Genomic DNA, 21,105 nt, shown 5'->3' on the forward strand with positions numbered 1-21,105 from the left:
CGATGGCTTTCCGCATGCTGTGTGACTGTTTCGCGTCGGCCCTGGCCAGTATCCACGCGCACCGCTTGCGTAGCTTTCTGACCTCGCTGGGCATCATCATCGGCGTGGCGTCGGTGATTGCCGTGGTCGCCACGGTGCAGGGGCTGACGTCGACCATCGCGGCCAGCTTCAAGGGCCTGGGCAGCAACAGCCTGACGCTGCGCTCGGACACCTCGTTCGAAGAACAGCTGCAGGGCAAGCAGAACCGCCTGACACTGTCCGACCTCGACAAGGTGCGGCGCAGCATCGACGGCATTTCCAGCATTACACCGTCGTTTTCTCCAGTGGGAAAATTCGGCACTACGGTCAAGGCCGGCAACAAGACCAGCTACAGCCGCGTGATTGCCAGCACGCCCAGCTACCAGGACGCCTACGAGGCTTACACCGAGGCCGGCCGCTTTCTCAATGCGACGGACGAGGAATCGGGGCGCAATGTCTGCGTGATCGGCGAGACGCTGCGCGAAAATCTGCTGCTGCCCAAAAACCCGGTCGGACAATACGTGCAGGTCAACGGCAACTGGTTCAAGGTGGTGGGGCTGGCCGAGCCGCGCGGCGAAATCCTCGGCATCAGCCAGGACGACTACATGATCATTCCGTTCTCGGTCGGCCTGGGACTGGCAGGCAATCTTGCCAGCCAGGACGTCGGCATCACCTTCAACGTCGACCGCATCGAACAGCTCGAAGAAATCCAGAGCCGGGTGACGGCGTTGCTGCGCAGCGCGCACAAGCTCAAGCCCGGGCAAAAAAACGACTTCAAGGTACAGACTTCGCAGCAGCTGACGGACTCGTTTACCCAGATCCTGTCCAGCCTGACAGTGGTGCTGGTCGGCATCGTCAGCATTTCGCTGCTGGTGGGTGGCGTGGGCATCATGAACATCATGCTCGTCTCGGTCACCGAGCGCACCAGGGAAATCGGCATTTGCAAGGCGCTGGGCGCGCCGCGTTCGCATATCCTGACCCAGTTCCTGATCGAAGCGGTGGCGATCTCCTCGATCGGCGGGGTGCTGGGGCTGATACTGGGCTATGGCCTGGCGTTCGTGATCGGCGCCCTGATTCCGGGCTTTCCCGCGCCCGATATTCCGCTCTGGGCCATCGTGCTGTCGCTCACGTTCTCGTCGGCAGTCGGCGTGTTGTTCGGCATCCTGCCGGCCGCCAAGGCGGCCGATCTCAACGTCATCGACGCACTGCGGTACGAGTAGGCCGCAGCCGGTGCGCAGCTGGCGCGGCGACGCGGCCGATTCGCTACAATGAGATCGCGTCAACCACCATCGGAGCCCCGCATGTCGATTACGCCACAAGAGCTGGAACTGCTGATGCAGGAAGTGGAGCAGGAAGATCCGATCGATTTCGCCGAATTGCCGTTCGAGGAGCAGGAACTGCGCGGCCTGATCGCCAACCACCTGTGCGAGATGGCCGAGGCCATGGACAACTTCAGCGAGGAAGACAAACAGCTCACCTTGCTGGCGGTGGCGGCCAAGCTGGTGCTGGAAAACCTGGTGCTGCACATCCAGCTGCTGCGCCGCCACGGCGTGCCGCTCAGCGCTTCCACCGACGCCCTGCTCGACCGCCTGAGGAAAGGCAGCGGTCCGCAGGGCGGGTAGCGATTAGTCGGCAGCCGGGAAGTCCAGCGTAGTCGCGTTGACCCGGTTGAACAGATTGGTAAAAGTGATCGACGTCACCGCCAGCAGCGTATCGACAATCTGCGCATCGGTGTAGCCGGCCGCTTGCACTGCCGCCACCACGGGCGCCGGCACCTCGCCGCGCGTGGCCACCACGCTGTGCACAAAGCTGGTCAGCGCATCGAGGCGGGCGTCGCCGGTCGGTTGATTGCGGCGCACCTGGACGATGGTCTCCCGGGCCAGCCCCAGCTTGCCGGCGAACAGCGTGTGCGCGGCCAGGCAGTAGTCGCAACCGGCAATTTCGCTCACGGCCAGCTTGACCACTTCCAGTTCACGTGCCGACAGGCTGCCCTTGCGCAGCGCTCCGTCGAGACCTAGCGCCGCTTCCAGCGCAACCGGGCTGTTGTTGCCGATGGCAGCGTAGGCATTCGGGACCATGCCTACCGCACCGCGAATGGCGGTAAACAGTTGGGCGGCTTTGCCGGTGGCGGCATCGACTGGCTGGTTGAACAGGCGTTCCATGATGGCTTCCTTGAATGAGTTGGTATGAGACACAGTGTAGGCGTGTGTGGCGAGCTAATGAATGCCCATCCGGCACTATAATTTGCTCATTCGTCTCAACCGCGATCGATATGGATACTCTCAGCCGTCTGCTCTCGCTCTATCCCGTGCGCACCACGCTCGATGTGCGCTGCCACTTCGGCGCGCCGTGGCTGCTCGACCATCCGCCGGCCGCGCGCGGCGTGGCGCCCTACCACCTGGTCACGTGCGGCGCCGCCCACCTGGAAGGCGTCAATGGCCTGGTGCTGGGCGCTGGCGACCTGGTGGTATTCCCGCACGGCGCCGCGCACCGCCTTCACGTTGGCGACCCATCGCTGGCCACGCCGCTGCACGGCGACGGCAACGGCTTGCTGCGCTACAAGGGCAACGACGGCGACGGCGCTCCCACCGACATCCTGTGCGGGGAATTCCGCTTCGACAGCGACAGCCCGGACGGCGGCCTGTTGGCGGCGCTGCCGCCGGTGCTGGTGGTACGTGGCGCAGGCTCTGGAGCGCGCGGCCTGCGCCAGGTGATGGACCTGTTGCAGGCCGAGGCCGAGGCGCCCGGCGACGGCTCGGACGCCATTGTGCGGCAACTGGCATCGGCCCTGTTCGCGCTCCTGATCCGCGCCTGGCTGGCGCAGTCGCCCGACGTGCCCGGGGTGTTTGCGGTGCTGGCCGAGCGACGCGTGCAGCCGGCCTTGCACGCCATGCTGGAAACGCCGCAGCAGCCGTGGACGCTGGCCACGCTGGCCGCCCTGTGCCACATGTCGCGCGCCACCTTCGCGCGCGTGTTCGGCAGGGCTGCCGGTGCCGCACCACTGGAGGTATTGACGCAGTTGCGCATGGCGCAGGCGGCACGCTTACTGGAGTCGGGGCGGCACGCTGCAGGCGCAGTAGCGGAGATGGTTGGTTACCAGTCGGAGGCGGCGTTCCACCGCGCCTTCAAGCGTCGCTACGGGGCAGGACCGGGCGCGTGGCGGCGGGTGCAGCGATGACCAGATCGGTATCGGCAACGGCCACGCAGGGAAGGATGTAGCCCTCGCGCTTTTCGTCCACGCTCACGCCGGGCCAGTCGATCCTGTAATGGATGGCGCCACGCTCGAGCCGGCACAGGCAGGTGCGGCAGGTGCCGTTGCGGCACGAGCTGGGCAAGCGGATGCCAGCCCGCTGCGCCGCCTCCAGCACGGTGGCGCCAGGGTCAGCCTCGAAGGTCCAGCCCTGCCCCGCCAGAGTGATGATAATAGTGCCGTGCATGCAATAGCCCGCCGGTCAAAACCATCATGATACGGCACGCTTCAGCCGCAAGGGGCCTGATTCCCGCCACTAGCCATGCGCCACCAGCTTGGGTTTGGTTTTTACGGCCGCTGGCCGCGCGGCCGGTGTGGCAGACCGAGGGCCGGGACGCGGCGCATGCTGGAGCTTGAACACGGCCATCGCCTGCGAGACATTGCGCGCCTGCTCGACCAGGTTGCCGGCGGCAGCGGCGGCCTGCTCCACCAGCGCGGCGTTTTGCTGGGTGATGTCGTCGATCTGGATCACGGCCTGGTTGACCTGGCCGATGCCGTTGCTCTGCTCGCGCGTGGAGTGCGAGATTTCGCCCATCACGCGCGACACCTTGCTCACCGATTCGATCACCTGGCCCATGGTCACGCCGGCGCTATTGGTCAGCGCAGTGCCGGCCTGCACCTTGGAAATCGACATGTCGATCAGGGTCTTGATTTCCTTGGCGGCCGTGGCCGAGCGCTGCGCCAGACCGCGCACTTCCGACGCCACCACTGCAAAGCCGCGCCCCTGCTCGCCGGCGCGCGCCGCCTCCACCGCCGCATTGAGCGCGAGGATGTTGGTCTGGAAGGCGATACCGTCGATCAGGCCGATGATGTCGAGGATCTTGGTGGACGAAGTACTGATGTCACCCATGGTGGTCACCACCTGCGAGACGATGTCACCGCCGTGCGCGGCCACCTGCTTGGCTTCCTCGGCCAGCTGGTTGGCGCTGGCAACGTTGTTGGCGCTCTGCTGCACGGTGGACGTCAGCTGCTCCATGCTCGAAGCCGTCTGCTGCAGGCTCGACGCCTGCGACTCGGTGCGGCCCGACAGGTCCATATTGCCGTTGGCAATTTCGGTAGTAGCGGTCGTGATCTCGGCAAAATTGGCGCGCACGTCGCCGATGATGCTGTGCAGGTTGATATTGGTCTGGCGCAGCGCGGCCAGCAGGCGGCCCATCTCGTCGTCGCGGTGCACGTCGATGGTGGCAGTCAGATCGCCGCCGGCCATCATGCGCGCCGCCTTGGTGGCGTGCTTGAGCGGCAGCGCCACGTTGACGTACAGGCTGCGACCGAACAGCGCCATGCCGGCAATCGTCGCCAGCGCAATGCCCCCGAGCCAGCCGCGCGACTGCTGCAGCGTGGCCTCGCCCAGCGTGAACAGGCACAACGCCAGCAACAGCATGAGGGCAGCGCCCACTGCCGTGGCCAGCGCGATCTGCTGGTTGAGCGACATTGCCAGCGATTCCTTCAGGCGCGCGAACACGCCGCCGGAGACGGCGCGGCCGTTCTGGATGCGCAGGCCGCGCGGATTGCCGGCCTTGATGTCACGGTACAGCGCATCGGCCGCGCGCACCTGTTCGCGCGACGGCTTGGTGCGCACCGACAGGTAACCCACCTGCTTGCCCTGCTCGATCACCGGCGTGACATTGGCCAGCACCCAGTAGTAATCGCCGTTCTTGCAGCGATTCTTTACCAGCCCGGTCCACGGCATGCCGGCCTTGATGGTGGCCCACAGGTCGGCAAATGCTTCGACCGGCATGTCGGGGTGACGCACGATGTTTTGCGGTGCGCCCATCACTTCCGCTTCGGTAAAGCCGCTCACTTCAAGAAAATACGGGTTGGCGTAATTGATATTGCCCTGCAAATCGGTGCTGGAGACGATGGTTTTACCATCCTCCATGATGTATTCGTTCTGGGTAATGGGGGTGTTCATGCGCATGGCGGCTCCTTGTGTACCAGGGATGTTGTACTTGGCGGGAGGCGGACCGGGGGCTGGGGCGCGCCACAGGCGGACTTAACCTGTGGACGGAGAATAAGAGGTTTAGGTATTGCGAAATCTCACCAATTGTCGCAATACCGTGTTTTTTTGCACCGATACAACAATGTTCAGTCCGCTTTGAAGTTCTGGCCCAGCGACATTGGCTTATTGAGCAAGATTGTCTGCGGATTGCGGCAGATCAGCACCAGTACCACGATGGTCGCGACATACGGCAGCATCGACAGGAATTCCGACGGAATCGCCAGCCCCATTCCCTGGCCGTGGAATTGCAGCACCGTCACCCCGCCGAACAGGTAAGCGCCCACCAGCACGCCGCGCGGCTTCCAGGTCGCGAACACCACCTGCGCCAGCGCGATCCAGCCACGTCCGGCCGTCATGCCCTCCACCCACATCGGCGTCAGGGCCAGCGACAGGTAAGCGCCCCCCAGGCCGGCCATGGCGCCGCCGAACAGCACCGTGCCATAGCGCAGCGCGATGACGTTGAAGCCGATCGCGTGGGCGCTGTGCGGCGACTCGCCCACCGCGCGGATCACCAATCCGAGCCGGGTGCGCGCCAGCATCGCCCCGATCACCACCACCAGCGCCACCGACGCATACGTCATGGCGTCAAAGCGGAACAGCAGCGGCCCGATGAACGGCAAATCCGACAGCAGCGGGATGTCGAGGTTGGGCATGCGCTCCACGGTCTGACCGACAAAACTGCGACCGAGGAACGCCGAGACGCCGATGCCGAACAGCGTCAGCGCCAGCCCGGTAGCCACCTGGTTGGTTTGCAGGGTGAGCACCAGGAAGCCGAACACCAGCGCCATCAGCATGCCGGCCGCCATCGCCGCCAGCAGGCCCAGCACCATGCTGCCGGTGCCCAGCGTGACGCCGAAGCCCACCACGGCGCCAACCAGCATCATGCCCTCCATGCCGAGGTTGAGCACGCCGGAACGCTCGGTCACCAGCTCGCCCATCGAGGCGACGACCAGCGGCGTGGCGGCGCCGGCGGTGCTGGCCAAAAAGGCGATCAACAGTTCGGTGGTCATCATGCTGGTACTCCTGAAATCCGCTTATGCGGTTTGATGCGATAGTGGATGAACAAATCGGCCGCCAGCAGGTAGAACAGCAGCAGCCCCTGGAACACGCCGGTGATTGCCGACGGCGCGCCCAGCTCGATCTGCGCGGTCTCGCCGCCGATGTACAGCAGCGACATCAACAGCGCCGACAGCACCACGCCCAGCGGATGCAGCCGGCCCACGTACGCGACGATGATGGCGGCAAAGCCGTAGCCGGGCGACACCGACGGCTGCAACTGGCCCAGCGGCCCGGCCACCTCGCCCACGCCGGCCACGCCGGCCAGCGCACCGCTGACCATGAACGCGAGCCACACGTTGCGCGGTTCGCTAAACCCCGCGTACAGCGCGGCGGCCGGCGCCATGCCGCTCACCTGCATGCGGTAGCCGGCAAAGGTATGGCGGCAAAAGAACCACGCCGCACCGGCGGCGATCAGCGACAGGATGAACGCCGCATTCAGCCGCAAGCCTTCCACCAGCAATGGCAACGTCGCCGACTCGCTGAACATTTTCGATTGTGGAAAGTTAAACCCGTCCGGGTCGCGCATCGGCCCGTGCACCAGGTAGCTGAGCAGGTGGTACGCCACGTACACCAGCATCAGGCTCACCAGGATTTCGCTCGTGTTGAACCGCGTGCGCAGCAAGGCGGGGATTGCCGCCCACAGCATGCCGCCCACGGCGCCGGCCAGGATCATCAGCGGCAGCACCCACCACGCCTCCACCTCGTGAAATTGCAGCGCCACGGCGCCGGCCGCGATCGCGCCCACCGTCAACTGGCCGTCGGCGCCGATGTTGTTGACGTTGGCGCGAAAGCCGATGGCCAGGCCCACGCCGCACAGGATCAGCGGCGTCGCTTTCAGCAGCAGCTCGCCCACGCCGTACAGGGTGGTCCACGGCTTGATGAAGTACACGTAGAACGCGTGCAGCGGCTCCTGGCCGAGGAACAGGAACAAGAGCGAGCCGGTGGCCAGCATGGCCGCCGCCGCGATCAGGGGCGAGGCCAGCATCATGCGCCGGGACGGTTCGGGACGTTTTTCAAGCCGGGACATTCGAATCTCCTTTGACTGCGCCTTGATAGTTGAAATCGCCGCTCATCCACACGCCGACTTCGTTGATGCTGGTGTCCACCGTGGGCACCGCGCGCGACAGGCGGCCATCGGCCAGCACCGCGATGCGGTCGCTGAGCATGAACAGCTCCTCGATTTCCTCCGACAGCACCAGCACCGCCACGCCGGCGTTGCGCATGTCGATGATGGCCTGGCGGATCAGCATGGCCGCGCCGATATCGACACCCCAGGTGGGCTGGGCGAACACCATCACGGTCGGCGCCAGCATGATCTCGCGCCCGACGATGAATTTTTGCAGGTTGCCGCCCGAGAGGCTGGCAGCGGCCGACCGCTCGCCGCCGCACTTGACCTTGAAGCGCTCGATGACATCGCGTGCGAACGCGCCCACGGCGCCGCGTTTGACCAGGCCACGTTTGACCATGCCGGTGGCCGGCGGCACATAGCCGGTCAACAGCGCGTTATCGGCCAGCGACAGGTCGGGCACGGCGCCACGGCCCAGCCGTTCCTCGGGCACGAAGCCCAGGCCGCGCTGGCGCCGCTGCGCCGCGTTGAGCGCTCCCACGTCCTGACCGAACAACTGGATCGCCCCCTGGCGCCGGCCCAGCGGCCGCTCACCCGAGATGGCCTTGAGCAGCTCCTGCTGGCCGTTGCCGGAAATGCCCGCAATGCCCACGATCTCGCCTGCGCGCAGCGCCAGGCTGATATCTTTCAAACGCGTGCCGAACGGGTCGTCGCTCTCGATGTTGAGGGCGTCGAGGTGCAGCACCACGTCGCCCGGCTGCTGCGGCGTACTGACGCACACGGGCAGCTCGCGGCCGATCATCAACTCGGCCAGCGACCGCGCGCTTTCCTGCTTCGGCAACGCGGTGCCGGACACGCGCCCGCCGCGCAGCACGGTGGCCTTGTCGCACAGCGTCTGGATTTCGTCGAGCTTGTGGCTGATGTAGACAATGCTCACGCCTTCCGCCGCCAGCCGGCGCAGCGACTCGAACAGTTTCAGTACCGCGTCGGGCGTGAGCACCGACGTCGGCTCGTCCATGATCAGCAGTTTCGGCGACTGCAGCAGGCAGCGCACGATCTCCACGCGCTGGCGCTCGCCCACCGACATGCTGTGCACCAGCCGCGCCGGATCGAGCGGCAAGCCATATTGTTCCGAGACGGCGCGGATGCGCGGCGCCAGTGCCGCCGGCGACGTTTTCTCGTCGAGCGCCAGCGCGATGTTCTCGGCCACGGTCAGCGTTTCGAACAGCGCGAAGTGCTGGAACACCATGCCGATGCCGAGCTTGCGCGCATCGTGCGGCGAGTTGATATGCACTTGCCGGCCTTCCCACATGATCTGGCCGTCGTCGGGTTTCACCACGCCGTAGATGATCTTCATCAGCGTGCTCTTGCCGGCGCCGTTCTCGCCCAGCACGGCGTGGATTTCACCGGGCATGACAGTCAGGTTGACATCGGCGTTGGCTACCACCGAGGGATAGATCTTGGAGATGCCCAGCATCTGCAAGCGTGGTTCAGTCATCTGCCGGTCCTTTATCGTATACAAAGTGAAGTCACGTCGAATACGCCAACAGACGCAAGTAACATGCCACCGGAGCCTGTGGGTACGCATGCCGCCTCGCTGTGCGCGCCGCACTAAAGCAGGATGCACGGCTCCCCAAAAGGGTGCGAGTGGATGCAAAAACAAAGTGATTTCGTACACAATCGTGCGGCGATTCTGTTGCTTCTGCTAGCACGCTTCCTGCTTTGTACGGGCAGTACTACTGATATGGAGCCCAACCATGCCCGACCCGCGCAAAGCCGATCCAGCTGCCGTCAAACGCGGTACCACCGCCATCGACATGCGTATCTATAAGGCGGTCGTTACCGCCGTGATGAGCCACCGCCTGCCGCCCGGCACCCACCTGGGCGAAGCCGATTTCTGCGAGCTTTACCAGGTGAGCCGCACCACCGTGCGCAAGGCGCTGCAACGCCTGGCGCACGACCACATCATCGAGCTGCGGCCCAACCGTGGCGCAGTAATCGCCTCGCCCACGCCGCAGGAGGCGCGCGAGATTTTCGCCGCCCGCCGCGCGCTCGAACGCGAGATCGTGCCGCTGGTAATCCGCCACGCCACGCCGGAATCGCTCAAGCAAATCCGCGCCGCGCTGGCAGCGGAAGACGCGGCCCGGCGCAGCGGCGACCGCGCCGCGTGGATACGCCTGGGCGGCGAATTCCACCTGCTGCTGGCGCAACTGGCCGGCAACCACGTGCTGCTGCGCTTCATGGGAGAGCTGGTGTCGCGCTGCTCGCTGATCATCGCGCTGTATGAAACCCCGGGCAGCGCCATGTGCGAAAACGACGAACACCAGGACCTGGCCACGCTGATCGAGCAGGGCAAAGTGAAGGAAGCGATCCACCTGATCGAACATCACCTGCTGGCGATCGAAGCGCGCCTGCACCTGGCGGGACAGGACCGCAAGGTGAACCTGGCGCAGGCGCTCAGCGGCCTGTAAATGAATTAAAAACGCTGGCCTGATCCTTGCTAAAGGGATAGGCAGGAATGCATTGACCATCAACTTACCGGAGCCCGCACATGCCACGTCGTTCACGTCTGATCCGCTGCACCGCAGTTCTCGCACTTCTTGCCGCCAGCACCGTCGGCACCAGCCAGGCGGCCGACTGGAGCGACACGTCGCTCAGCTACCGTTACGGCACCAAGTTCGCCGAGCCGTTCAACGACAACGACATCACCAAGAACATCGTCAACTTCAGCCACGTCTCCGGCTACAAGTACGGCAAGAACTTTTTCAGCGTCGATCTGCTGATGTCGTCCAATCTCGACCCGTCGTCGGCCGGCTCCAACAGCGGCGCCCACGAGGCGTACGCGGTGTACCGCCACACGCTGGACTTCGGCAAGATCGCCGGCAAGAGCTACGCCTTCGGCCCCGTGCGCGGCGTGGGCGCCACCCTGGGCTTCGACTACAACAGCAAGACCGACGCCGGCTACAACTCCAAGAAGCGCATGGTCGTCGCCGGCCCGACCTTGATGTTCGACGTACCCGGCTTTCTCGACGTGAGCGTGCTGGCGATCTGGGAATCGAACGCGCCGTACAGCACCTTCACCAACCAGGCCACGCCGCGCTACTCGTACAAGACCCACGCCATGCTGACCGGCGCCTGGGGCATCCCGTTCGACATCGGCATTCCGCTCAGCTTCGAGGGCTATGCCAACTTCATCACCGCCAAGGGCACCAATGAATTCGGCGGCGGCACCGCGCCGGAAACCAATATCGACATGCAGATCATGTACGACATGAGCGGCGCCATCGGCGCGGGGAAGAACACGTTCAAGGTCGGCGTCGAGTACCAGTACTGGAAGAACAAGTTCGGCAACCCGGACCGCAACAACAACGGCGCCACCGCCCGCACGCCGATGGTCCGCGCCGAATATCACTTCTGATCACTTTTAATTCACCCTTCAAGGAAAACGCATGATGAATCGCCGCACCGCATTGACCGCCATCGCCGCCGCCTGCACCCTGGCCGCCGCCATCCCGTCGTTCGCCGCCGAGCCGTTGAAGGTGGGTTTTGTGTACGTGGGCCCCGTCGGCGACGCCGGCTGGACCTACGCCCACGACCAGGGTCGCCTGGCGCTGGAAAAAGCCCTGGGCGCCCAGGTGAAAACCACCTTCGTTGAAAACGTGCCCGAAGGCGCCGACTCCGAACGCGTGATCCGCAAGCTGGTCGCCGAAGGGAATAAACTGATTTTCACCACGTCGTTCGGCTATATGAACGCCACCGAAAAAGTCGCCAAGTCGGCGCCCGGTGTCACCTTTGTCCATGCCACCGGTTTCAAAAGCGCCAAGAACCTGGCCACGTACGAATCGCGCCTGTACGAAGGCTCGTACCTGAACGGCATCCTGGCCGGCAAGATGACCAAGTCGAACACGCTCGGTTTCATCGCCTCGTTCCCGGTACCCGAGGTGATCCGCAACATCAACGCGTTTACGCTCGGCGCCCAAAGCGTCAATCCGAAAATCAAGACCAAGGTGATCTGGGTGAACTCGTGGTACGACCCGGCCAAGGAACGCCAGGCAGCGGAAACCCTGGTGGCGCAAGGCGCGGACGTGATGGCGCAAAACACCGACTCGCCGGCCACGCTGCAAGTGGCGCAGGAAAAAGGCGTGTACGCATTCGGATGGGATTCCGACATGTCGCGCTTCGCACCGAAGGCCCACCTGACGGCCGCCACCAACGACTGGTCGGGCTACTACATCGACACCGCCAAGGCAGTCATCGCCGGTACCTGGAAGACCAGCGACTATCGCGGCGGCCTGAAGGAAGGCATGGTCAAGATGTCGAAACTGAACGCGGTGGTGCCGGCCGATGCGGCCAAGATTTACGAGGAGAAGAAGGCTGCGCTGACCGCCGGCACGTTTGCCCCGTTCACCGGTCCGATCAAGGATCAGACGGGCGCCGTCAAGTACGCCGCTGGTGTGCGCGCGCCGGAAAAAGACCTGCTGCAGATGAATTTCTACGTGCAGGGCGTCGATGGCAAGATTCCAAAATAAGGAGCGCACAATGACCGCCACCGCGCAGGATCACGCATTCATCACCGAAGTGCTGGCGCTGGCGCAGCGCTCGCGCGACGAGGGCCACCATCCGTTTGCCGCCATGGTCGTGGCGGCAAACGGCACGGTGATTTCGTCGGCGATGAATGCGTCATCGAGCGACCGCACCGCGCACGCCGAGATGAACGCGCTGCGCCTGGCCTCGCAGCAGTACGGCCCGGCCGAACTGGCCACGGCCACGTTGTACGCCAACGCCGAACCATGCGCCATGTGCAGTGGCGGCACCTACTGGAGCGGCGTGGGCAGGGTCGTGTATGCGCTGTCGGAAGCAAGCCTGTTGCAACTGACCGGTAGCGATCCCGAAAATCCGACCCTGGCGCTGCCATGCCGCACCGTCTTCGCAGCCGGCCAGCGCCCGACTGAAGTGATCGGGCCGCTGCGCGAGGACGAGGCCCGGCTGGCGCATGCGGGGTTTTGGGATGGCGGTGGAAATAGCTGATCGAACAAGGTTGTTGCCCGCAAGTGATGCTTCCGGGCCACAACCGGGGCTGGCATGCGGGCGCGTGGGCTGGCTGCAATCGACAGCGATTGCTAATTTTTCGTAATCGGATCACAGTATCACCCTGAACCAGGCATCACGCGATGCGGGGGAGATAACTATGACGAGATTACAATTATTAGCCGCCGCAGCGGCAACGGTCGGCAGCCTGTCCATGGCGCCGACGCCGGCCCAGGCCCAGACACCACCTGCCGACCTGACCGCGAATATGACGGCCAAGGCAGCCGTGTCCACGCCGTATTCCGATGCCTATGTGCCGCGCTCGATGCGCCAGCCAAAGCGCGATGTCGCCCCTGCTCCTGCAACCGGTCCGGGGCCGATACTGCTGCGCCTGCAACCGATGCAGAACCTGAAAAAGCGGTTCAATGATGCCGACCTCGACAACAGCGGCACGCTCAACCGCGAGGAAGCGCACCAGGCCGGCCTGTCGGTGGTCGAGAAAAATTTCGACAATATCGACACCGCCCAGCGCGGCCACGTCACCATCGACGACGTCAACGCCTACCTGATCCGCCGCCGCGAAGAAGCCAATTCCAGATAGGGAGCATAGGGCCTCGAAAACCGTCGCGGGACGCGCAGCAGGTTTGCGCCCTATACCGGCGGCGCGTCCGAGCGGGGCAGCGCCAGCGTAAAGATTGCGCCCTCGCCCGGCACGCTGCGCACGGTCAGACTGCCCTGGTGCACCTCGGCCAGTTCGCGCGAGATGTACAGGCCCAGGCCCAGGCCGGACGGCACTTCGTTGCCCACGCCGCGCTCGTACGGTTCGAAAATTTTCTGTTGCAGCTCGGGCGCGATGCCGGGGCCCTGGTCGCGCACTTCCACCAGCACTTGTTCCTCCTGCACGGTAAGCACCACCGCCACCGGCCGCTGGGCGCCGTAGCGCATGGCGTTGGTCAGCAGGTTGACGACGATCTGCTCGATGCGGAACTCGTCCCACCAGCCGGACACCGGCGTGCCGGCGTCGAGGCCGATGCTGCAACCGGCAGTCGATGCCTGCGGCGTCAGGTCGTGCACCACGCGCCGCAGCAGGCCAGACATTTCCACCCAGCCCGGCCGCAACGACAGCTTGCCGGAACGGATGCGCGAGACGTCGAGCATGTCGTCGATCAGGCGGATGATGCTCTGGATCTGGCGGTCGTCGCGCGCGACCATGCGCTGCAGCTGCTCGGCGCCGAAGGCCGCCATGTTGCCGCGTTCGAGCTGCATCTTGCGCAATTGCGTTTCCAGGTACAGCGTGTTGAGCGGCGTGCGCATTTCGTGCGAGACCATCGACATGAATTCGTCGCGCATGGCCAGCGCGCGCTGCAACTGCGCTTGCGCCACGTTCAGTTCGGCCAGCATGGCTTCCTGCGCCTGCCGTGCTTCCTCGAGGGCCTGCACCTGGCGCCGCATCGCTTCGCGCTGTTCCCACAGCGCCACGAACACTTCGACCTTGCCACGCACGGCGCGCGAATCGAGCGGCTTGTACAGCACATCGACGGCGCCGGCCTCGTAGCCCTTGAACGAGTAATTGAGTTCCTTGCCGGCGGCAGTGACGAACACGATCGGGATTTGCCGGGTTTTCTCGGTGCCGCGCATCAGTTCGGCCAGTTCGAAACCGTCCATGCCCGGCATCTGCACGTCGAGGAAGGCCATGGCGAAGTCGTGCTGGAGCAGCAGCGCCAGCGCTTCGTCGCCCGAACCGGCCTGGAAGATCTCGCGGCCCGGGCCCCGGATCACGGCGTTCAGGGCTTGCAGGTTTTCCGGCAGATCGTCAACGATCAGCAGTTTGGTCGGTTGCTCGGCTTGCATCAGTTCTTCTCCAGCTTCAACAGCAATGTATGGATCGCGTCCAGCGGCAGCACCAGGTCGGGGTGGCGCACGCGGATCGCTTCCTGCGGCATGGTCGCCACTTCGGCATCTTGCGGGTCTTGCACCACGGTGAGGCCGCCGGCGCGGCCGATGGCCGCCATGCCTGCGGCGCCGTCATGGTTGGCCCCGGTCAGTAATATGCCCATCAGGGCCGGCCCGTAGGCATCGGCCGCCGACTCCATCAGGATGTCGATCGATGGCCGGGCAAAATTACGCGGCGCTTCGCAGCTTAACGAAAAGCAGTAATCCGACTCGACAGACAAATGGTAGCCGGAACCGGCAAAGTAGAGCGTCCCGGACGTCAAGGTTTCCTTGTCGGCCGCTTCGCGCACCGGCAGCGCCATGCGCTGGGCGAACACGTCGGCCAGCTGGCTTTGCCGGTTTTCCGGCACGTGCAGCACCGCCACCACGGCCGGCGCATACTGCTTGGGCAAGCCCGGCAGCAGCTTGAGCAGCGCCCCGACGCCACCGGCCGAGGCGCCGATGATGACCGCCTCGATGCGGGTGCGGTGGCTGGCCAGGACGGCGTCGATCGCGGCAAGCGCGGTGGCGGCATCGAGCATGGCTAGCGCTTGCGAAACAGCCGTTCGCGTTTGACGATCGGCTCGAACGCGGGTCCGTAGGCGGAAAAGTCGATGCTCTCCTTGCTGCCCAGTCCCAGGAAGCCGCGATGGCACAGCGACTCGTGGAACAGGCCGAACGCGCGCTCCTGCAGTTTCTTTTTAAAGTAGATCATCACGTTGCGGCAGCTGATCAAATGGGTTTCGGCAAACACGGCGTCGGTGGCCAGGCTGTGGTCGGCAAAGGTGACGTTTTCGCACAGCGCGCCGTCGAACAGGGCGGCGTTGTAGGCAGCCGTGTAGTAATCGGAAAAGCTGCGGGTGCCGCCGGCAGCCTGGTAGTTGGCCGTGTATTCGCGCATGGCGTCGAGCGGAAATACACCCTTGCGGGCTTTTTCCAGCGACTGCGGGTTGATGTCGGTGGCGTAGATCATGCTGCGCTCCAGCAGGCCCTCTTCCTTGAGCAGGATCGCCATCGAATACACTTCTTCGCCGGTACTGCTGCCGGCGATCCAGATTTTCAGCGACGGATACGTGCGCAGCACCGGCATCACCTGTTCGCGCAGCGCCAGCCAGTAGCTGGGGTCACGGAACATCGACGTCACCGGGATGGTCAGATATTGCAGCAGCTGGCTGAACGCGGCCGGCTCGTGCATGATGCGCGCCTGCAGCGCCGAGATGGTTTCGCACTCCATGTCGCGCATGGCATGCAGCACGCGGCGCTTTTGCGAGGCGCCCGTGTAATCGCGGAAATCATAGCTGTACTTCATGTAGATGGCTTCCATCAACACTTTGATTTCAATGTCGGTATCGCTGTGCATTATGCGCCCCGTTCACCGTTGGGCATCCACACGCGCAGCAGCGAGTACAGGCGCGACAAATCGATCGGCTTGGCCAGGTAGTCGCTGGCGCCGGCGGCCAGGCATTGCTCCTGGTCGTCCTTCATGGCCTTGGCGGTAATGGCGATGATCGGCAGGCGTTCGAAGCGGGCGTCGGCGCGGATGCGGCGGGTTGCTTCCAGGCCGTCCATGCCCGGCATCATCACGTCCATCAGCACCAGGTCGATGTCCGGGTTGGCGTCCATTTTCTCGATTGCCTCGAAACCATTGCGGCCCACTTCCACCAGCACGCCTTTTTGTTCGAGCGCGCTGGTCAGTGCGAAGATGTTGCGCACGTCGTCATCGACCAGCAGGATGCGCCGGCCCTCGAACACGCGGTCGCGCGAGCGCACCGTGCGCAGCATGGTCTGGCGCTCGGACGACAGGTCCGCTTCCACCTTGTGCAGGAACAGCGTCACTTCATCGAGCAGGCGTTCCGGCGAACGGGCGCCCTTGATGATGATAGAGCGCGAATACTTGTGCAGGTCCGCCTCTTCGGCGCGCGACAGGTTGCGGCCCGTGTACACGATCACCGGCGGGAATGCCGCCAGCTGTTCGGCCGCCATTTTTTGCAGCAGCTCGTTGCCCTGCATGTCGGGCAATTTCAAATCGATGATCATGCAATCGTAGATGTTGGTGCGCAGCAGCGCCAGCGCTTCTTCGCCGGTACCGACCGCCACGATTTCCACGTCGTCGTCGGAAATCAGCTGCACCACGCTGTCGCGCTGGCGGTCATCGTCTTCCACCAGCAACACGCGCTTGATCTTTTGCGTGAGCTTGGTTTCGATCAGGCGGAACACGTCCATCAACTGGTCGCGCGTGGCCGGTTTCAAGGCGTAGCCGATGGCGCCCAGGTGCAGCGCGGCTTCGCCGTTCTCGCTGCCGGACACCACGTGCACCGGGATGTGGCGGGTGGTGGCGTCGTCTTTCAGCAATTGCAGCACCGACAGGCCGGAGCGGTCGGGCAGGCGGATGTCGAGCAATACCGCATCCGGCCGGTATTTGCGCGCCAGTTCCAGGCCCTCGTCGGCGTGGAACGCCACCAGGCAGCGGTACTGCTTTTCATGGGCCAGGTCGTACAGGATGCGGGCGAAATTGGGGTCGTCCTCGATTACCAGCACGGTGCGCTGGTTGACGCCATGATCGGCCAGCAGGTCGCGGTCATCGGCAAACGCGCGCACGCGCGGTGGTGGCGGTTCGGTGGGCGCGGCAGCCGGCTTGGGCGCCATCGCCTTCCACGGCGCGGCGGCCGGTAGCGCGACCGGTGGCAGGGTTACCGGGGCATGTGTACGGCCGGTGTCATCGAGCTCGGCCGGCGCGCTGGCGCTGCCCAGGCGGGGACCGGCTTCGGGCGCGGTAAAGGCGAGCGGCATGGTCAGCGTGAAGCAGCTGCCCTGTCCCACTTCGGAGGCCAGGCTGATGCTGCCGCCCAGCAAGTGCGCCAGGTCGCGCGAAATCGACAGGCCCAGGCCGGTGCCGCCGTACTTGCGGCTGGTGGTGCCGTCGGCCTGCTGGAATGCATTGAAGATACCCTGCTGGTCTTCGGGGCGGATGCCGATGCCGGTATCGTGCACCGAGAACGCCACCGCATCGTCGCCCACGCGCTCGAGGCTGAGCGTGATCTGGCCGGTGCTGGTGAACTTGAGCGCGTTCGACAGCAGGTTTTTCAGGATCTGCTCCAAGCGCTGGCGGTCGGAAACCATGTGCGGCGGCACATCGTCGGCCACCTGCACCTGGAATGCCAGTTTCTTTTGCTGGGCCAGCGGCTCGAACACCATCGCCATGCCTTCGACCACGTGGCGCAGCGACAGCTGCTCGGGCACCAGTTCCAGCTTGCCCGCTTCCACCTTGGAGATGTCGAGGATGTCGTTGATCAGGTTAAGCAGGTCGTTGCCGGCCGAATAGATGGTGTTGGCGAAACGTACCTGCTCGTCGTTGAGGTTGCCGAGCGAGTTTTCCGAAAGCAGCTTGGCCAGGATCAGCGAGCTGTTCAGCGGCGTGCGCAGCTCGTGCGACATATTGGCCAGGAACTGCGATTTATACTGGCTGGCGCGTTCGAGTTCGGCAGCGCGGTCTTCCAGGTCCTGTTGCGCCTGCGTCAGCGCGGCGTTCTTGTGGTCGAGCGCCTGGCCTTGTTCGGCCAGCTGTTCGTTGGTTTGTTCCAGCTCGGCTTTCTGGTTTTCCAGGCTGGCCTGCGACTCTTCCAGCACGCGCGACTGTTCTTCCAGTTCCTCGTTGGCGGTGCGCAGTTCTTCCTGCTGCACTTGCAGTTCTTCGTTCAGTTGCTGGGTTTCGGCCAGCACTTCCTGCAGGCGCTGGCGCGAATGGCTCGCCTCGATGGCGTTGCCGATATTGCCTTTTACCAAGTTGAGGAATTCGACGTCGCGCGTGGTGATGGCGCGCAACAGGCCGACCTCGATCACCCCGTTGATCACGCCGTCATTATCGAGCGGCGCCAGCATGACGCTGGCGGCCGGGCCGGTACCCAGGCCCGAGCTGACCTGGATATAATCGGCAGGCACCTGGTCCAGGCGGATCAGGCGGCGCTCCAGTGCGGCTTGCGCCACCAGCGTCTCGGACGGATGCATTTTCTGCTCGCGCGCATCCCATTCGGACGAGAAGCCGTACGACGCCACCCGGTGGAAGCTGCCGTCCGGTGCGCGCAGGTACAGCGCGCCAACCACCACGTCCATGTAGCGCGCCAGGAACTGCAGCAGTGCCGACGACAATTGCGGCAACGCCATCTGGCCGATGCCCTGTTGCGCCAGTTCGCTCTGGCCGGTGCGCAGCCACGCCTGCTGTTGCAGCAGGTCCGCATGTTCGGTATGTTGCTTGAGAACGTCGTTATACACCCTGGACAGGCCCAGCAGCTCACGGCGGCCGAACCAGGCCAGCGCGCCGCCCACGCCCAATGTGAGCAGCAGGTACACGGCAGCCACCACGATGGTGACAGTACGGGCGGTATCGTTGCGCTCCTGGCGCATGCGCGCCTCGGTGCTGATAAAGGCGTCGAGCAGGCGGCGGATCTCGTCGAACTGGGTTTTGCCGCGCGCGGTCTTGACCGGGCCGGTCACGTCGCCGTTGGCAGCCCGCAATGCGATCATTTCCTGTGCGTACTTGTCCCAGCCCAGGTGCTGGGCCTGGATATTGCGCAGGCGATCGACCTGGGCCGGATTGTCTTCCACCAGCTTGAGCAGGTTGTCGATGCTGGCAGTGACCTTGGGCTTGGACAGCACATACGGTTGCAGGAACGCTTCGTCGCCGGCCAACAGGTAGCCGCGCATGCCGGTTTCCATGTCCACCATCTGCTTGCTGATCTCGTTGGCGCTGCCGATCACCCGTTCGCTGTGCTCAACCCAGTTCATGGTCGTGATCAGGTAGATCAGCAAAATCACGAAAACGCCGGCGCTGACGACGCCGGACGCCAGCGGCAAGGTGATGTTGCGGGCAAGGATGCGGCGGAATGACTGGTCGTCCATCGACGATTTATTGGGCATGATGCGGACCAAGATATCTTGTGAAGCGAGAAGTTTATCGCATTTACAAGGTTGTTCGCCTGCTTGGGCAATCGTGCGCGCAAGAAATAGTCACCTCGTGACGTGCGCAAGTCTCGATGCCTTTGTGATAACGTTTGGTGATGGATCGATCACAACCACTCCACAAGGCTAACATGTCCCGTTCCTCAAGCTCATTGCCAGCCCTGCTGCTGGCAATAACATGGTTCAGTATTTCGGCCCCTGCGAGGGCCGATGCCGCTCCGCCCTCTGTGCTTATCGAACAAGCGCTGCGCTGCGAGTTACCCACAGGAAAATCCGGCGGTGTGCAAAAGTCGCTCGCGCGCTTTGGCGCCAAGCCGACTGCCGACGGCGTTGCCGACAGTTTTCAACTGCCCAAGCCGGTACGGCCTTTCAACCTCGACGTGACCCGTGTCAGCGCGAGCGGCGCCGAGGTCGATACCTATATCGCCGTGCTGCCCGGGGCCCGCCTGGAAGACGTTGCCGAGGCGGCCAATCTCAAAAAAGGGGCCGCCGGTTACAGCCGCGACACCAAGTTCGGTACCCTGCAGGCTGACGTGCGCGAGCACGGCGACATCTGGCTGATGTGTACCGTGCTGCGGTAAGCGCCGGCCCCTACTGCCAGATCACCCCGTCAGCCCGCACCGTGGTGCGGTTGAGGATGCGCCGGCTGTCCGCCGTCAGCGGCGTGGCCTTGTGGGCGACCCGTAAATTGTCGGCCACTACCACGTCGCCGGGCAGCCAGTGATGGCGGTAGCTGCACGACCGTGTACCAGAAGCTGACCGGGGTCGGGTCGTCGCGGAACGACCCGTCCGAGTGCCAGTAACGGCCCACCTGGCATCTGCGCAGCGATGCGGAAACAGTCGAGGTGGAAGTGATGGGATCGCTCACGGTCAATAACAGCGAAGTACTGCGCCCTGGTGGCCGTATTGCCCGGTTACGAAGCCAACCCGGGCCAGATGGACATCGGCATCTACGCCGTATACCCGGCCAGCCGGCGCGGCGCGGCCAAGATCCGGCTGCTGATCGACTTGTTGCAGGTGGCGTTGTCGGGTGCCGGTTAGTTTTCCGGCGCAGTATCCGTCATTTCAAAACTGTTGATCTTCACCGCGCCTTCCGGAAACCGGGCAGTAATTTCCAGCACGCCGCCCATTGCCTCGATGTGTGAGCGCAGGGTGGAAATATACATATCGGTGCGGCGTTCCATTTTGGCGATTGCCGGCTGCTCCACCTTGAGGATCACTGCCAACGCCTTTTGCGACAAGCCACGCGCTTGCCGCAATTCGTTCAACGGCATGGCATCACGCATTTCCTGAGTAGCTTTCTTCGCCCGCTGAACAGCATCGGGCGACATGGTCGCAGCCATTAGTTCGGAAAATTTCTTAGCCATCGCTCAGTCCTTCATCTTTCAGTGTTTTCAGGTGGATATCGTACAGCCCATCCGCAATCGGAACATGTTGTTCGTACCAGCGATCTTTGCCAGTTTTGTCGCCTCCAATCAAGAGGATAGCGCTGCGCCGAGGGTCGAACGCGAACAGGATGCGATAGGGACGTCCATGGTGCTGTATCCGCAATTCCCGCATGTGCCGGTGGCGCGATCCGTTGACACCGCTTGTGTGCGGAAAGCGCAAGTTCGGGCCCACGGTTTCAAGCAAGCCGACTGCCGCAGCGATCGACTCGTGCTCCGCTGCAGTGAGCGTTCCCCACCAATCACCAAACTCATCAGTATATTCAACGTCCCAACGCATAGAATATTCCTTCAAAAGCATATGCCTTTGAAGGAATAATATACGCCGATTCGACTAATTCAAGGATTTTCT

General features: G+C 63.9%; 23 protein-coding genes. 10 read left to right on the forward strand and 13 right to left on the reverse strand.

All coding sequences use genetic code 11. The features are described from left to right. Positions 1–2 precede the first annotated feature (2 nt). Both F8197_RS19860 and F8197_RS19865 read left to right on the forward strand, forming a co-directional pair. Positions 3–1,238 (forward strand): ABC transporter permease, encoded by a 1,236-nt coding sequence (locus tag F8197_RS19860; protein WP_152883292.1) that lies wholly within the window; start codon positions 3–5, stop codon positions 1,236–1,238. Between the two features lie 81 nt (positions 1,239–1,319). Beyond that, the gene (locus tag F8197_RS19865; RefSeq protein ID WP_152883293.1) at positions 1,320–1,640 is read left to right on the forward strand and encodes a hypothetical protein; all 321 of its coding nucleotides are present in this window, start codon (positions 1,320–1,322) and stop codon (positions 1,638–1,640) included. Between the two features lie 3 nt (positions 1,641–1,643). Here the strand turns inward: F8197_RS19865 and F8197_RS19870 are convergent, their stop codons facing one another. Then, positions 1,644–2,180 (reverse strand): carboxymuconolactone decarboxylase family protein, encoded by a 537-nt coding sequence (locus tag F8197_RS19870; RefSeq protein WP_152883294.1) that lies wholly within the window; start codon positions 2,178–2,180, stop codon positions 1,644–1,646. A gap of 110 nt (positions 2,181–2,290) precedes the next feature. On the opposite strand from F8197_RS19870, the gene F8197_RS19875 reads away from it, so the two are divergent. Beyond that, positions 2,291–3,196 (forward strand): AraC family transcriptional regulator, encoded by a 906-nt coding sequence (locus F8197_RS19875; RefSeq protein WP_152883295.1) that lies wholly within the window; start codon positions 2,291–2,293, stop codon positions 3,194–3,196. Here F8197_RS19875 and F8197_RS19880 read toward each other — a convergent pair. From F8197_RS19880 to F8197_RS19900, 5 genes are all read right to left on the reverse strand, one after another. Further along, positions 3,144–3,455 (reverse strand): 2Fe-2S iron-sulfur cluster binding domain-containing protein, encoded by a 312-nt coding sequence (locus F8197_RS19880; RefSeq protein WP_152883296.1) that lies wholly within the window; start codon positions 3,453–3,455, stop codon positions 3,144–3,146. The two genes, F8197_RS19875 and F8197_RS19880, sit on opposite strands and share 53 nt — an antisense overlap. A gap of 69 nt (positions 3,456–3,524) precedes the next feature. Beyond that, on the reverse strand, positions 3,525–5,186 hold the full coding sequence (locus tag F8197_RS19885) for a PAS domain-containing methyl-accepting chemotaxis protein (protein WP_152883297.1): 1,662 nt from the start codon (positions 5,184–5,186) through the stop codon (positions 3,525–3,527). A gap of 167 nt (positions 5,187–5,353) precedes the next feature. Further along, positions 5,354–6,280, reverse strand: coding sequence for an ABC transporter permease (locus F8197_RS19890; RefSeq protein WP_152883298.1), 927 nt, complete (start codon positions 6,278–6,280; stop codon positions 5,354–5,356). Continuing rightward, on the reverse strand, positions 6,277–7,353 hold the full coding sequence (locus F8197_RS19895) for an ABC transporter permease (protein ID WP_227012329.1): 1,077 nt from the start codon (positions 7,351–7,353) through the stop codon (positions 6,277–6,279). Before F8197_RS19895 ends, F8197_RS19890 begins: the two co-directional genes overlap by 4 nt. Beyond that, positions 7,340–8,890, reverse strand: a complete 1,551-nt coding sequence (locus F8197_RS19900) for an ABC transporter ATP-binding protein (RefSeq protein ID WP_152883299.1) — start codon at positions 8,888–8,890, stop codon at positions 7,340–7,342. Before F8197_RS19900 ends, F8197_RS19895 begins: the two co-directional genes overlap by 14 nt. Positions 8,891–9,149: 259 nt before the next feature. On the opposite strand from F8197_RS19900, the gene F8197_RS19905 reads away from it, so the two are divergent. From F8197_RS19905 to F8197_RS19925, 5 genes are all read left to right on the forward strand, one after another. Continuing rightward, the gene (locus F8197_RS19905) at positions 9,150–9,863 is read left to right on the forward strand and encodes a GntR family transcriptional regulator (RefSeq protein ID WP_056142410.1); all 714 of its coding nucleotides are present in this window, start codon (positions 9,150–9,152) and stop codon (positions 9,861–9,863) included. Between the two features lie 80 nt (positions 9,864–9,943). Further along, positions 9,944–10,810 carry a hypothetical protein gene (locus F8197_RS19910; RefSeq protein WP_019923934.1) on the forward strand — a complete coding sequence of 289 codons (867 nt, stop codon included), beginning with the start codon at positions 9,944–9,946 and terminating at the stop codon, positions 10,808–10,810. A 31-nt stretch (positions 10,811–10,841) separates the two neighbouring features. Then, the gene (locus tag F8197_RS19915) at positions 10,842–11,921 is read left to right on the forward strand and encodes a BMP family ABC transporter substrate-binding protein (protein WP_019923935.1); all 1,080 of its coding nucleotides are present in this window, start codon (positions 10,842–10,844) and stop codon (positions 11,919–11,921) included. Positions 11,922–11,931: 10 nt separating this feature from the next. Next, entirely contained in the window at positions 11,932–12,420 is a 489-nt protein-coding gene (locus tag F8197_RS19920; RefSeq protein ID WP_152883300.1) for a nucleoside deaminase, read from the forward strand. A gap of 160 nt (positions 12,421–12,580) precedes the next feature. Beyond that, entirely contained in the window at positions 12,581–13,021 is a 441-nt protein-coding gene (locus tag F8197_RS19925; protein WP_227012330.1) for an EF-hand domain-containing protein, read from the forward strand. Between the two features lie 50 nt (positions 13,022–13,071). Here the strand turns inward: F8197_RS19925 and F8197_RS19930 are convergent, their stop codons facing one another. Genes F8197_RS19930 through F8197_RS19945 form a run of 4 tightly spaced genes read right to left on the reverse strand, consistent with a single transcriptional unit; the run spans position 13,072 to position 19,266 of the window. Next, entirely contained in the window at positions 13,072–14,271 is a 1,200-nt protein-coding gene (locus F8197_RS19930) for a hybrid sensor histidine kinase/response regulator (RefSeq protein WP_152883301.1), read from the reverse strand. Beyond that, positions 14,271–14,894: a chemotaxis protein CheB gene (locus F8197_RS19935; protein WP_056142421.1), complete on the reverse strand. Its 624-nt coding sequence runs from the start codon at positions 14,892–14,894 to the stop codon at positions 14,271–14,273. The genes F8197_RS19930 and F8197_RS19935 overlap by 1 nt, the downstream gene beginning before the upstream one ends. 2 nt (positions 14,895–14,896) lie before the next feature. After that, positions 14,897–15,712, reverse strand: coding sequence for a protein-glutamate O-methyltransferase CheR (locus F8197_RS19940; RefSeq protein WP_019923940.1), 816 nt, complete (start codon positions 15,710–15,712; stop codon positions 14,897–14,899). Then, entirely contained in the window at positions 15,712–19,266 is a 3,555-nt protein-coding gene (locus F8197_RS19945) for a response regulator (RefSeq protein WP_152883302.1), read from the reverse strand. The genes F8197_RS19940 and F8197_RS19945 overlap by 1 nt, the downstream gene beginning before the upstream one ends. Positions 19,267–19,589: 323 nt before the next feature. Here F8197_RS19945 and F8197_RS19950 point away from each other — a divergent pair, with 323 nt between their 5' ends. Next, the gene (locus F8197_RS19950; protein WP_152883303.1) at positions 19,590–19,889 is read left to right on the forward strand and encodes a hypothetical protein; all 300 of its coding nucleotides are present in this window, start codon (positions 19,590–19,592) and stop codon (positions 19,887–19,889) included. 10 nt (positions 19,890–19,899) lie between these two features. On the opposite strand, the gene F8197_RS29195 is transcribed toward F8197_RS19950, so the two are convergent. Next, the gene (locus F8197_RS29195; protein ID WP_373996939.1) at positions 19,900–20,169 is read right to left on the reverse strand and encodes a TauD/TfdA family dioxygenase; all 270 of its coding nucleotides are present in this window, start codon (positions 20,167–20,169) and stop codon (positions 19,900–19,902) included. A gap of 36 nt (positions 20,170–20,205) precedes the next feature. Between F8197_RS29195 and F8197_RS28630 the strand changes: the two genes are divergently transcribed. Beyond that, positions 20,206–20,349, forward strand: a complete 144-nt coding sequence (locus F8197_RS28630; RefSeq protein ID WP_193333489.1) for a hypothetical protein — start codon at positions 20,206–20,208, stop codon at positions 20,347–20,349. Here F8197_RS28630 and F8197_RS19960 read toward each other — a convergent pair. Together F8197_RS19960 and F8197_RS19965 are read right to left on the reverse strand one after the other, a co-directional pair. Continuing rightward, a complete protein-coding gene (locus F8197_RS19960; RefSeq protein ID WP_152883305.1) occupies positions 20,346–20,675 on the reverse strand; it encodes an XRE family transcriptional regulator in 330 nt (109 codons plus the stop codon). The genes F8197_RS28630 and F8197_RS19960 overlap by 4 nt on opposite strands. Then, positions 20,668–21,033: a type II toxin-antitoxin system RelE/ParE family toxin gene (locus F8197_RS19965; RefSeq protein ID WP_152883306.1), complete on the reverse strand. Its 366-nt coding sequence runs from the start codon at positions 21,031–21,033 to the stop codon at positions 20,668–20,670. The genes F8197_RS19960 and F8197_RS19965 overlap by 8 nt, the downstream gene beginning before the upstream one ends. Positions 21,034–21,105: the final 72 nt, after the last annotated feature.

Origin of the sequence: Duganella sp. FT27W (assembly GCF_009295655.1) — a bacterium.
Classification (GTDB): domain Bacteria; phylum Pseudomonadota; class Gammaproteobacteria; order Burkholderiales; family Burkholderiaceae_D; genus Rugamonas; species Rugamonas zoogloeoides.